17 protein-coding genes are annotated in these 11,100 nt (G+C 33.6%); 13 read left to right on the forward strand and 4 right to left on the reverse strand.

Going from position 1 to position 11,100, the window contains the following annotated elements; genetic code table 11:
- Positions 1 to 357 precede the first annotated feature (357 nt).
- A complete protein-coding gene (locus EZJ43_RS17280; protein WP_165953204.1) occupies positions 358 to 534 on the reverse strand; it encodes a hypothetical protein in 177 nt (58 codons plus the stop codon).
- 88 nt (positions 535 to 622) lie between these two features.
- On the opposite strand from EZJ43_RS17280, the gene EZJ43_RS16655 reads away from it, so the two are divergent.
- The 3 genes from EZJ43_RS16655 to EZJ43_RS16665 all read left to right on the forward strand — a co-directional run bounded on the left by EZJ43_RS16655 (position 623) and on the right by EZJ43_RS16665 (position 2,804).
- Positions 623 to 1,345: an Imm26 family immunity protein gene (locus EZJ43_RS16655; RefSeq protein WP_133263857.1), complete on the forward strand. Its 723-nt coding sequence runs from the start codon at positions 623 to 625 to the stop codon at positions 1,343 to 1,345.
- Between the two features lie 199 nt (positions 1,346 to 1,544).
- Positions 1,545 to 2,099, forward strand: coding sequence for a hypothetical protein (locus tag EZJ43_RS16660; RefSeq protein ID WP_133263858.1), 555 nt, complete (start codon positions 1,545 to 1,547; stop codon positions 2,097 to 2,099).
- Positions 2,100 to 2,177: 78 nt separating this feature from the next.
- Positions 2,178 to 2,804 (forward strand): hypothetical protein, encoded by a 627-nt coding sequence (locus tag EZJ43_RS16665; RefSeq protein ID WP_133263859.1) that lies wholly within the window; start codon positions 2,178 to 2,180, stop codon positions 2,802 to 2,804.
- A 137-nt stretch (positions 2,805 to 2,941) separates the two neighbouring features.
- Here the strand turns inward: EZJ43_RS16665 and EZJ43_RS16670 are convergent, their stop codons facing one another.
- A complete protein-coding gene (locus tag EZJ43_RS16670; RefSeq protein WP_133263860.1) occupies positions 2,942 to 3,247 on the reverse strand; it encodes a hypothetical protein in 306 nt (101 codons plus the stop codon).
- A 109-nt stretch (positions 3,248 to 3,356) separates the two neighbouring features.
- Between EZJ43_RS16670 and EZJ43_RS16675 the strand changes: the two genes are divergently transcribed.
- The 6 genes from EZJ43_RS16675 to EZJ43_RS16700 all read left to right on the forward strand — a co-directional run bounded on the left by EZJ43_RS16675 (position 3,357) and on the right by EZJ43_RS16700 (position 6,555).
- Positions 3,357 to 3,998, forward strand: coding sequence for an alpha/beta hydrolase (locus tag EZJ43_RS16675; protein WP_207924653.1), 642 nt, complete (start codon positions 3,357 to 3,359; stop codon positions 3,996 to 3,998).
- 217 nt (positions 3,999 to 4,215) lie between these two features.
- Complete coding sequence (locus EZJ43_RS16680; protein WP_133263862.1) at positions 4,216 to 4,554, forward strand: type II toxin-antitoxin system RelE/ParE family toxin; 339 nt, start codon at positions 4,216 to 4,218, stop codon at positions 4,552 to 4,554.
- The gene (locus EZJ43_RS16685; RefSeq protein ID WP_133263863.1) at positions 4,544 to 4,846 is read left to right on the forward strand and encodes a helix-turn-helix domain-containing protein; all 303 of its coding nucleotides are present in this window, start codon (positions 4,544 to 4,546) and stop codon (positions 4,844 to 4,846) included. The genes EZJ43_RS16680 and EZJ43_RS16685 overlap by 11 nt, the downstream gene beginning before the upstream one ends.
- A 221-nt stretch (positions 4,847 to 5,067) precedes the next feature.
- Positions 5,068 to 5,406, forward strand: a complete 339-nt coding sequence (locus tag EZJ43_RS16690; RefSeq protein WP_133263864.1) for a type II toxin-antitoxin system RelE/ParE family toxin — start codon at positions 5,068 to 5,070, stop codon at positions 5,404 to 5,406.
- Complete coding sequence (locus EZJ43_RS16695; RefSeq protein WP_133263865.1) at positions 5,396 to 5,698, forward strand: helix-turn-helix domain-containing protein; 303 nt, start codon at positions 5,396 to 5,398, stop codon at positions 5,696 to 5,698. The genes EZJ43_RS16690 and EZJ43_RS16695 overlap by 11 nt, the downstream gene beginning before the upstream one ends.
- 182 nt (positions 5,699 to 5,880) lie before the next feature.
- Positions 5,881 to 6,555, forward strand: coding sequence for a hypothetical protein (locus tag EZJ43_RS16700; RefSeq protein WP_133263866.1), 675 nt, complete (start codon positions 5,881 to 5,883; stop codon positions 6,553 to 6,555).
- Between the two features lie 154 nt (positions 6,556 to 6,709).
- Here the strand turns inward: EZJ43_RS16700 and EZJ43_RS16710 are convergent, their stop codons facing one another.
- The gene (locus EZJ43_RS16710) at positions 6,710 to 7,114 is read right to left on the reverse strand and encodes a DUF7736 domain-containing protein (RefSeq protein WP_133263868.1); all 405 of its coding nucleotides are present in this window, start codon (positions 7,112 to 7,114) and stop codon (positions 6,710 to 6,712) included.
- A 154-nt stretch (positions 7,115 to 7,268) separates the two neighbouring features.
- Between EZJ43_RS16710 and EZJ43_RS16715 the strand changes: the two genes are divergently transcribed.
- The 4 genes from EZJ43_RS16715 (at position 7,269) to EZJ43_RS16730 (ending at position 10,492) form a co-directional block, all read left to right on the forward strand.
- On the forward strand, positions 7,269 to 7,619 hold the full coding sequence (locus tag EZJ43_RS16715) for a type II toxin-antitoxin system RelE/ParE family toxin (RefSeq protein ID WP_133263869.1): 351 nt from the start codon (positions 7,269 to 7,271) through the stop codon (positions 7,617 to 7,619).
- Positions 7,603 to 7,908 carry a helix-turn-helix domain-containing protein gene (locus tag EZJ43_RS16720; RefSeq protein ID WP_133263870.1) on the forward strand — a complete coding sequence of 102 codons (306 nt, stop codon included), beginning with the start codon at positions 7,603 to 7,605 and terminating at the stop codon, positions 7,906 to 7,908. Before EZJ43_RS16715 ends, EZJ43_RS16720 begins: the two co-directional genes overlap by 17 nt.
- A gap of 201 nt (positions 7,909 to 8,109) precedes the next feature.
- On the forward strand, positions 8,110 to 9,798 hold the full coding sequence (locus EZJ43_RS16725; protein WP_133263871.1) for a phospholipase D-like domain-containing protein: 1,689 nt from the start codon (positions 8,110 to 8,112) through the stop codon (positions 9,796 to 9,798).
- A 169-nt stretch (positions 9,799 to 9,967) separates the two neighbouring features.
- On the forward strand, positions 9,968 to 10,492 hold the full coding sequence (locus tag EZJ43_RS16730) for a hypothetical protein (RefSeq protein ID WP_133263872.1): 525 nt from the start codon (positions 9,968 to 9,970) through the stop codon (positions 10,490 to 10,492).
- Between the two features lie 84 nt (positions 10,493 to 10,576).
- Here the strand turns inward: EZJ43_RS16730 and EZJ43_RS17400 are convergent.
- Positions 10,577 to 11,100, reverse strand: a 524-nt coding sequence (locus EZJ43_RS17400) for a group II intron maturase-specific domain-containing protein (protein WP_317126403.1), incomplete at its 5' end; no start/stop codon positions are given.

The following is an 11,100-nucleotide window of genomic DNA, read 5'->3' on the forward strand; positions in this document are numbered from 1 at the left end:
AGACCTCCAATTATCTAATATTGGCTCGTTTCTAAAGTCAGTTAAAGCCTATCATCTCTAACAAAGTTTTGTTACCATTTCAAAGAACTTTTATATCTTGTACCCTTGGTAACGCAGGACACACAACGGCACATAACAGCAAATTTGTTCAAAAATGGCTGACGGTGGTTTAACTCAGGTTTTTCGTTAATTATCTAGTCCAGTGCGGTACGACAATGGTTCTGCATGTAATGCCATTTCTGCACAAATTTTCAAACCGTTATGCAATCATTTGCCCGAAACTTTCAATCGGGATACGGGCAAACGTCGCATAACAAGCGGTTTGTAAAAAAAATTAAAACCCACCGCCTGTGGGTGCTACTTATCAAGTGTTCTAAACCAAATAAGAAATTCTTTCAAAGGCTTGGTATTTGCCTCTAAATAGATTTTAATTGCTCTTCCATTTACTTCATCTTCTTTTGTAAATTCAACATCTTTTGCCTTCACATACTTTACTGCGTTTGGGTCGCCACCATCATGGTTGTTATAACTCATTCTGTTTTATTTTTTAGTTTAAAATTCTTTGACCCGACTTCTTTTTAATTTTCTTCACAAACCGCCGTAACGTTACCTGTAATTTAAAATGACGAATCCAATTGACCTAAAAGTATTTAAAATCTACCTTCCCGACGGAGACAGAAATTCATTTTACATTTTTGGCGACCTGAAAATTATTTTAGGAAAAAAGCATCAATCTGACTGTATAAAAGAAATAAGAAAATCAATTAAAGAATTGAACTTAAAACCTCAACCAACTTTTAATTATTCTGACAATCATAGTGGTATACAATCAAAAAATATCGAAACAATAATTTTAATAATTAAAAAAATAAAAGAATTATCAGTTGACGAAAGCCTTTCATTTTTACATGAAGAAGAAATGAAAGAGTTGAATCAAAGGTTATTGAATTGGGAAATTCCTAAAAGACAAAAATGGAAATTAGGTGACATTTTTTCTATCACTTTAAGAGACAATTCATTTGCTTTTGGACAAATTATCGGTAAAACTCCGACAATTTGCATTTTTAAACAGAAGAGCAAAGGTCTTAACATAAGTTCATTAGATAAAGTAGATATTTTAACTATACTTCACATCACACCGAACGGGTTTAATAATTGGACTTACAAAATAATTTCTAATCAAAAACTTTTATCAGACAAAGATTTTGGACCAACTGGCTCAGACAGAATAAGAATAGGACACCAATCTTATACAAGCGAAATTATTCAGACAGTTTGTGATTATCATTGGTTTGGCATCTCTAAATGGGAAAATCCAGAAGAAATTGAAGAACTAATCTTATAAAATAAACTACAGGTAACAGCAAATTTGTTCAAAAATGGCTGACAGTGGTTTACGTTAATTCATCAGTTATTTACTAAGTTTGGTACTGGCTGACAATGGAACTGCTATTAATGCCATTTATGCACAAATTTCCAAACCGTTAGCAGTAATGCTGGCAGACGACCCGACAAAAGAAACTAACAAGAAATAACATAGCAAAATGGGAATGATTTTAATTTATGGTTTGATTGTTTTGATTGTTTTTTCAGGCATCGCAATTGGACTGTTTATATACTCAAGAAAGAAAAAATCAAAAGTTGGACTGACTATTTCTATAGTTATGATTGTATTAGTTGTCTTGACTTTATTGACTAATACCATTGACGAATTTAGTATCTCAAAAAAGGACATTCTTTTAGACTTGAAACATATCGACATTGAACTAAAAGACGATTTTAAAATAACTAATAACAACGTGACAGGAATGCCAGAAAGAATACAGGAAACAGAAATACAAATTAGCAAAAAAGACAAAGACAGAATTATAAATGAAATTAGCAATTCACCGAACTTTAAATCATTTGCTAATGAAAGTGAACTAAGCAACGACACAGACACCGAACAATTTGGGACAAGTGGAAAAATATTTAATTTCAAATACCCTGAATTTTATTCACGAGAAACCTATACAAAAATTGACAGCTTTCCAACAAGGTTATTCTTATCAATCTATGACAATAGTAACACAATTAAATATCAAAGAATTGAAGACTAAAAGCACTACTGCTAACAGCAAATTTGTTCAAAAATGGCTGACGGTGGTTTACGTTAATTCATCAGTTATTTACTAAGTTTGGTACTGGCTGACAATGGAACTGCTATTAATGCCATTTATGCACAAATTTCCAAAACGTTAGCTATAATACAAAGACCGACTATAATGACAACAACCAATTCAGAAAATAAAAATACAATACATCATGAATATGGAAACTTTCTTATTGAATTTGAAAAGTTAGTTTTATCAATCAGAATCAACATAATGATTTTATTCAGTTCCAATGGACTTAAAGAAAGAAAGTATCTTAGAATTGTCTTACAGGACCAAACAGCGTATCCATTAAATAATAAACTTAGAAGTCTCTACGGAGTTTATTACGAAAATAGTCCGGAAAAACTTAAACTTATTGAAAAACTTTTTATTTACACTAATAGCTTAATTGAAAAGAGGAATTTCATTGTACACGGAAGCACTTTTGTTGTCGACCATGAAAGTTCTGACTTATTGAAAGACAAAATTGGCAAATTTGGTGTTGAATCGGAGGAAGAGAATTTAACTGTTGAAAGTTTATCTAATCTCACTTCAAAAATAAAAATTGCAAAAGACAAATTTGAATATTTAACACTTTGCTTATTCGAACCAGATAGAGATTTAAACAAATGTTTCAGCGAAGAAAAATTAAAAATGATAAAACTATAATGTACTATAGCTAACAGCAAATTTGTTCAAAAATGGCTGACGGTGGTTCAACTCAGGTTTTTCGTTAATTATTTAGTTTTGTGCGGTACGACATCGGTTTTGCAAGCAATGCCATTTCTGCGCAAATTTTCAAAACGTTACCAACCATTAAACAAACGGTACAGCTTTTCAAATTGTTCAGCGGTAAATATTACACCTCCGGGATAAGGAGAATGCGAAAACCTAATCTCTTTTTCTGTTACAATTAACTCATCCCAACTTCGCCACTTCTTTTTAACGCAAACCCCATCTATTGAAGTTTCTTCGCACTTATCAGTAAGCATTTCACTATGCCCTAAGTAGTCGATAAGTGCTTCTAATTTTGCATTCTGCATTGTGCAAAAATTAACGGCTGGTAACATATAATTTGTAACATTTTCGGAACTGCTTTCTAAATTTTTCATCGGTTAATTTTGGTTTTTACAATTAATTAAATTCATTCGGTTAACGTCAAACGATTACAAATTATCAGCCGTTATGCCCAATTTTAAGACGACCCAAAACGACATCGAATTGACAAAAGAACTTTACATATTTAGTGGACTTGGAGCAGACGAAAGAGTTTTTCAAAGACTTGACTTTTCAGCCTTCAAGACAACTTTTATAAAATGGATTGTTCCAAATAACAATGAAACAATTGAAAATTATGCAACTCGACTTCTTGACCAAATCATAACAGCTAAACCAACTTTAATTGGACTTTCATTCGGTGGAATAATGGCAGTTGAAGTTGCTAAACAAATTGACACTGAAAAAGTAATTTTAATAGCTTCTGCAAAGACAAAAAAAGAAATACCATTTTACTACCGTTTGGCTGGACAAATTAGAATTCATAAACTTTTACCGACCAAGGTTTTGAAAAGCTCGAACTTTATGACGAACTGGTTTTTTGGAGCGACTTCAAAATTCGACAAGCAACTTTTAAAACAAATCCTAATTGACACCGATCCAATTTTTTTGAAATGGGCAATTGAACAAATAGTATTATGGAGAAACCGAATTCAGTTAAATAACATATTTCACATTCACGGAACAAATGACAAAATTTTACCTTTAGCTTTTGTGAATTGTAACCAAGAAATTAAAAACGGTGGACACTTAATGACTTTGAATAAATCGGATGAATTAAACGAAATAATCAAACTTCAACTATAAAACAAAACTGGGCATAACAGCAAATTTGTGCAAAAATGGCTGACAGTGGTTTACGTTAATTCATCAGTTATTTACTAAGTTTGGTACTGGCTGACAATGGAACTGCAATTAATGCCATTTATGCACAAATTTCCAAAACGTTATAGCCAATACTACCCGACTAAATCGACTAAAATTACAACTTTGAATTTGTTGTCTAAACAGTTAACTTTGTATCGTGAATAATGACAGACAGGTAATTGCTTATAAGAATTATTTTCTCGACTTCTATGAAGACCAAAACGACAAAGTTCAGGCAAAAATCGAATGGATTTTGAATTTGATAAAAGTTACTCCAAAAGTTCCCGAAAAGTTTTTTAAACATATGCAAGGAACAAAAGGACTTTATGAAATTCGTGTGGAAGTTGGAAGTAATATTTATCGCATATTTTCATTTTTCGACAAGGGAAATCTTGTAGTTCTTGGAAACGGTTTTCAAAAGAAAAGTCAAAAAACACCAAAACAGGAAATTGAAAAGGCACTTAAAATAATGGAGGAATATCAAAATGACATCTAAAAAGAATATTACGACACTTGACGAAATCCTTGACAAGAAATATGGCGAAAAAGGCAATCCGAAACGTGAAGAATGGGAACAACAATTTGAAGCTTTCCGACTTGGTGCTTTACTTGAAGAAGCCCGAACAAAATTGGGAATGACACAAGAGCAACTTGCTGAAAAATGTGGAACTAACAAATCTTATATTTCAAGAATTGAAAATGACGCTTCCGACATTAGACTTTCTACCTTGATGAAAATAATACAAAAGGGTTTGGCCGGACATTTAAAACTAACTCTGCAAGTTTAATAAAAAGAAGTACTGGCTATAACAGCAAATTTGTGCAAAAATGGCTGACGGTGGTTTACGTCAATTCATCAGTTATTTATTTAATTTAGTGCGGTGCGACAATGGTTCTGCAAGCAATGCCATTTATGCACAAATTAGCAAAACGTTATAGCCAATACTTCCCGACAAAGTTCAATAAATTACAATTTTGAATTTGTTGTCTAAATAGTTAACTTTGTTTTGTGAATAACGACAGACAGGTAATTGCTTATAAGAATTATTTTCTCGACTTCTACGAAGAACAAACAGACAAAGTTCAGGCGAAAATCGAATGGACTTTAAACCTAATAAAAGTTACCCCAAAAGTTCCCGAAAAGTTTTTCAAACATATGCAGGGAACTAAAGGACTTTATGAAATCCGAGTAGAGGTTGGAAGTAATATTTACCGTATATTTTCATTTTTCGACAAAGGAAATTTGGTGGTTCTCGGAAATGGTTTTCAGAAGAAAAGCCAAAAGACACCGAAACAGGAAATTGAAAAGGCACTTAAAATAATGGAGGAATATCAAAATGACATCTAAAAAGAATATTACGACACTTGAGGAAATCCTCGACAAGAAATATGGTGAAAAAGGAAATCCGAAACGTGAAGAATGGGAACAGCAATTTGAAGCTTTTCGACTTGGTGCTTTACTTGAAGAAGCCCGAACAAAATTAGGAATGACACAAGAGCAACTTGCTGAAAAATGTGGGACCAACAAATCCTATATTTCCAGAATTGAAAATGACGCTTCCGACATCAGACTTTCTACTTTAATGAAAATCATCCAGAAAGGTTTAGGCGGACATTTAAAACTGACCCTTCAAGTTTAAAAATCGTACTGGCTATAACAGCAAATTTGTTCAAAAATGGCTGACAATGGTTTACGTTAATTCATCAGTTATTTACTAAGTTTGGTACTGGCTGACAATGGAACTGCTATCAATGCCATTTATGCACAAATTTCCAAAACGTTACCCGCAAGGCTATGACGACAAAGACTAATAACAACAATATGACAATAAAAATTCAAGATATTGCACCTTTGTTGGCTGACCATTTTGTGGACATTGAAAGTGACGCAATGACTTTTGATGAGAACAATAAATTGGTTGCTGATAATGCACAACGACTTGGACTTTATCACAAATATTTAGGACTGCTTCACGACAGTTGGTTTATAAAGACAAATATCACTGCTGACAAATTCTCAATTACGCTCAACGACTTTACAACTCACGTTTTTTCAGACGTAATCGTTGACAAGAAAAAATTAAAAATTGACCACGACAAACTCGTTTTTCCAATTCAGCTTGACTTTGAAACAACGAACTTGACATTCAACACAGTGGACGAGGAAGGCAATATTAAAAGCATTGAACCGACAACAATCAACGAATATCTTTATGAGCAAATTATCTCAATTGACAAGGAGAAAATAGAAATTGGATTGGTTGTTTGGAAAGACGGAATTGACGATGAGCAAGGACAGCACATTTTGATTTTATTGAATGTGAAAAATATAACTCTAACTGAATTGCAAGGCAACGCTTGGAAAGAAATATTTGGTAACACTTACGACAACTATTACAAGTATTTTAAAACACAACTTGACACTGGACGATATTTATCAGACCAATCAATTTGCTACGAATTATATGACGAATATGAAGGACAAATTAATAGCTGAGAGAAGAAGCCCAGCTGGTAACAGGCGTTTGGCAAAAGTGGCGGTTCAGTGCTCCGCAGACATATTTGTGGTTAATCAAAGTTTGGTTCTCCGCATTAACATTTGTGGTGAAAATCGCCACCTTCGCCAAGCGCCAAAACGTTAGCAGAAATAGTTATACCAATCCTGCAAAGAATGGAATTTGACCTTCGCATTTACCTAATTCAAATTCGTAAGTTGGAAAGTTTTTATCAATCAAATTCATTAATTCAGCAAAATCATTTGTGTTATTTGTCCTCTTAACATCATTTATAATACTAACAGCATTTGAAAACCAATCGGGGTTTACCTCTTTTAATTTTCGCATCGCACTAGGTAATTGGTGCGTCATGAAATTTGCGTCAAAGATGAAATTTAGCATTTCGTAAACATCTCCAATTTCAGTTGATAATCTTCCGTCGCCTATGCTAAAGAATTGTTTAAGTGATACTTTCATTGTTTTATCTAATTTACCCACTACTTCTGCTAACAGTGGTTTTGGTTCAAGCTCTGTAACTTGCTTTTTAATTTGGTCTTCCATAATATTTAAGTTTGTGTAAGTAAATTTATTTGTGGGTTAATATCGCTCGAACCCAAAGCCACCGCCGTTACAGGTAATGCTAAGAACGACCGAAGTGCTAGATTAAAGTTTTCTGACATTTGCACATTGTTATCTAATTAGCTAACTTTGTTCTGTGCAAGAAAAATTCATACGGGAAATATTTTATTACAAGGATTACTATCTCGACTTCTTTGAGACACTAAAACTAGAAGTTAAGAAGAAAATGAACTGGACGTTACAGCTCATTTCTACCATCGACCGGGTTCCGAAGAAATATTTTGACCATATGACGGGTTCATCAGGAATCTTTGAAATCCGCGTAGAAGTGGGTTCTGACATTTTCAGGGTTTTTTCATTTTTCGACAAAGGGAAATTGATAATTCTTTTGAACGGGTTTCTGAAGAAAACTCAAAAGACTCCAAAAAATGAATTGGAACTTGCAGAATTACTTAAAAAACAATATTTCGATGAAAAAGACAAATAATAATCTGACTTCCTTTGCCGACCATTTGGACGAACAGTATGGAAAAGCAGGAACAAACGCCAGAGAAGCTTATGAAGAAGGTTTTGAAGCTTTTAAATTAGGTGTTATGATTCAAGGACTTCGTAAAGAACAAGGTTTGACACAGGAACAATTGGCCGAAAAATGTGGAACTACAAAGACTTACATTTCTAGAATTGAAAACAACGCAAGCGACATCCGACTTTCGACTTTAATGAGAATTGTTCGTGAAGGCTTGGGCGGACATCTTAGACTTAGCGTAGGTATTTAAAAGTGGCAAACAGCACTACCTGTAACAGCAAATTTGTGCAAAAATGGCTGACGGTGGTTTACGTTAATTCATCAGTTATTTACTAAGTTTGGTACTGGCTGACAATGGAACTGCAATTAATGCCATTTATGCACAAATTTCCAAAACGTTACAGGTAATGCTAACGAACGAAACTGCAACCAACAAAACAACTGACATTAAATGCAAATAGACTTCATTGGACACGGACTTAACACGAACAACAAATTAAATGTTGGCGACCAGTTAGCGACTTCCTTTGGTAGTTCACACTTTGACAGTTTTATTGGTTTTGTTGCCTTTGCTGCAATTTCAGGCGTAAACAAATTATTGCCTTCATTATTGACAGCTCAAAAAAAATATAAGAAACTTATTTTTTTTGTTGGCGTTGACAACAAAGGGACATCTAAAGAAGCACTTGAATTGCTTTTAGAAAAAAATATTGAAACTTATATTTATCACAAGGACGCAGAACAAATAACATATCATCCAAAACTTTTTCTTTTTGAAGGTGGCAGACACACAAGAGTAATTATTGGTTCATCTAACCTCACATATTCTGGCTTTTTAAACAACATTGAAGCATCAATACAGCTTGACTTCAAAACAGGAACAGACAAGCAAGGAAACAAACTTTTGAAAGAAGTAAAAAATTATTTCGCAAACCTCATTGACCTTACTGACAAAAACGTTTTCAAACTTGACAAAGACCTAATTGAAAAATATGATAACGAAGGACTTTTGTATTCTCAAATAAGAACAGGAAAAGGCTCAACAGAAGAACAACCAAATGACGGTGAAAACCAGCTGGAAAAATCAGTTACTGTTCCATTTTATACAAACGACTTTGGTGATGGACAAGAACCAACTGAACGGTCAATTTATGAAAAGAAAGTTAATGTAACGGCTAAGGATTATGAAGTATTTCCACTTTTTCTTGAGCGTTATAAAATTTATAAAAGAGATGTAAGAACTTCTGGAGTTGTTTACAAAGACACCAAAGTTCCAGAAGAAATGGAGTTGTTAGTTTGGTATCAAAGAATGAAAGAACTTATTAAACACAGCGTTTTACCAGATGACCTTGCAATGCAGCTTATCGATGCAGAATTTCCAATTGAAAACGGATGGATAAATACTCAAAGAATGTGGTGGGATGTGAAATTCCAAAAGCTATTGGATTTTAAAGAAAAAGAGCAAAAGCATTTAGACTATACATATGTTTTACAAACAAAAATTCTTGATAGCCCGTATTTAGAATTAGGAAGATGGATTGCTCAACAAAAACAGAGAAGAAAAGGGCAAAACGGTTCTGCTTGGACAGATTACGAAGAAGAAAAAATGCAGTCCATAAATTATATGTGGGACGTTCCAGACTTTGGCGAGTATGCCAATAAACCGAAAGATGATGAGTGGACAGACAGATTGGTAGAACTTGAAGAATATTATAGTAATAAAAACAACTATAAATCAATCCCCCACCAAAAATATAAATTAGGAAAATGGTTAAACGACCAAATTACATTAAAGCTTAACCGCGACAGAGGGAATGTCAAAAAGATTTTACACCCAATAAGAGAAGTGATGCTCGGCGATTTATTATTGAAAAATGGTGTTGAATGGAAATGGCAAGAACAAAAAGAAAGAGAAGCAATAATTAATGGATTAGCGAAATGGAAAAAGTGGAAAGAATGGCAAAAAACAGTTTTAGGATTACAACTTACAGAAGAACAAAAAATATATAATAAAATAAGTCAAGATTGGGTTTCGCAAACAAGATACAAGACCAAAAAATGGGAAGCTTGGAAAATAGATTTGTTAGTTAAAGCAGGTTTTCCAATTCCCAATAAGGAAAATATTAGCAAAGAACAATAGAAGGGCAGCATATAACAGCAAATTTGTGTAAAAATGGCTGACGGTAGCTCACGTTAATTCATCAGTTATTTACTTAATTTAGTGTGGTACGACAAGGGTTCTTCAAGCAATGCCATTTCTGCACAAATTTTCAAAACGTTATGCCTAATTTTAAAAGACGACACGACTTATGATGAAAATATATTCCAAATACAAAATCCTTGGTGGCTTTGGACTTTTAGTTGGACTCAACTTGTTAATTGGATTTTGTGCATTTAAATTAATGACAGCATCTAATTTAAGCTATGACAAAGTTGACTTCATTAACGAACAAAAAGTAGTGATAGTGTATTCAATAATTATAGGAATTTTTCTGTTATTTCTGACCTTGTTTGCGACACAATGCAGATATATTATTGCAGACAATGATGGGATTTTATTTGTAAATCCAATAATCCCATTTTTTAGAACTCATAAACTATGGACAGACTTTGATTTTTATATTGTTGTTGACGAAAATTCAAGAGGAGGTAGTCACGAAGCTGTTTGGCTTATCAAGAATGAAAAAGTTAGATGTCGCTTTTCAAGTTTTTACTATACAAATTACGATAAACTGAAAGAACAAATTAGAACTGAAGGAAAAAGAAAGAGATATTATGGACCATTCGCTCAGTTATTCGGACTACTTGGTTTCATGAGAATAAAAATCGAGTAGGTAAAGGGGAATTTCACCCCTAAACCTCTCACAGAACCGTACGTGATACTCTCGCATCATACGGCTCTTCATAATTCAAGTCTTTTAAGGTCTGAAGCCTTCGTAATGCCAATGTTCGAAGAGATTTGGATAGTCTTTTGATAATTTTTGTAGGTATTTATAACCTACATACCAAGGTTTCTTCCTAAATCGATGGTATTTGTTGCGTATCCATTTGGTTAAGCGTGTATGCAGAACTCGAAAAAGTTTGCGCATTTCGCTCATTCGGAATTTGCCATAGTAATTTATCCAACCTCGGATTTTGAGCTTCAACAGTTCCGCAATTTTATTTAACGGGAATTGAACCCAACGATGAAAATTCATCTTATTGAGTTCTTTGGCTATCCTACTCCTACTCTTTTGGCTCATGGCGGGTGAAAAACCTAATCTGATTTTCCCTCGCTCTTTGATAATTCTTGGCTTAAAGGTGTAGCCCAAAAAGTCGAACTTTTGATACCTTACTTTGAAGGGGGGTTGACGTTTTTGATTATTGCGACAATAAACGATTTTCGACTTCTCTTGGTTTAATTCCAATTTACAGTCTCTCAATCGTTGTTTTATCTTTTCTA

The sequence above is a fragment of the Pedobacter changchengzhani genome (assembly GCF_004354365.1).
GTDB classification, from domain to species: domain Bacteria; phylum Bacteroidota; class Bacteroidia; order Sphingobacteriales; family Sphingobacteriaceae; genus Pedobacter; species Pedobacter changchengzhani.

Bases quoted from the DNA above. Each gene is read 5' to 3' on its own strand.
- EZJ43_RS17280 (WP_165953204.1), bottom strand. From the start codon at position 534: ATGAGTTATAACAACCATGATGGTGGCGACCCAAACGCAGTAAAGTAT.
- EZJ43_RS16655 (WP_133263857.1), top strand. From the start codon at position 623: ATGACGAATCCAATTGACCTAAAAGTATTTAAAATCTACCTTCCCGAC.
- EZJ43_RS16660 (WP_133263858.1), top strand. From the start codon at position 1,545: ATGGGAATGATTTTAATTTATGGTTTGATTGTTTTGATTGTTTTTTCA.
- EZJ43_RS16670 (WP_133263860.1), bottom strand. From the start codon at position 3,247: ATGAAAAATTTAGAAAGCAGTTCCGAAAATGTTACAAATTATATGTTA.
- EZJ43_RS16685 (WP_133263863.1), top strand. From the start codon at position 4,544: ATGACATCTAAAAAGAATATTACGACACTTGACGAAATCCTTGACAAG.
- EZJ43_RS16695 (WP_133263865.1), top strand. From the start codon at position 5,396: ATGACATCTAAAAAGAATATTACGACACTTGAGGAAATCCTCGACAAG.
- EZJ43_RS16700 (WP_133263866.1), top strand. From the start codon at position 5,881: ATGACAATAAAAATTCAAGATATTGCACCTTTGTTGGCTGACCATTTT.
- EZJ43_RS16710 (WP_133263868.1), bottom strand. From the start codon at position 7,114: ATGGAAGACCAAATTAAAAAGCAAGTTACAGAGCTTGAACCAAAACCA.
- EZJ43_RS16720 (WP_133263870.1), top strand. From the start codon at position 7,603: ATGAAAAAGACAAATAATAATCTGACTTCCTTTGCCGACCATTTGGAC.
- EZJ43_RS16725 (WP_133263871.1), top strand. From the start codon at position 8,110: ATGCAAATAGACTTCATTGGACACGGACTTAACACGAACAACAAATTA.
- EZJ43_RS16730 (WP_133263872.1), top strand. From the start codon at position 9,968: ATGATGAAAATATATTCCAAATACAAAATCCTTGGTGGCTTTGGACTT.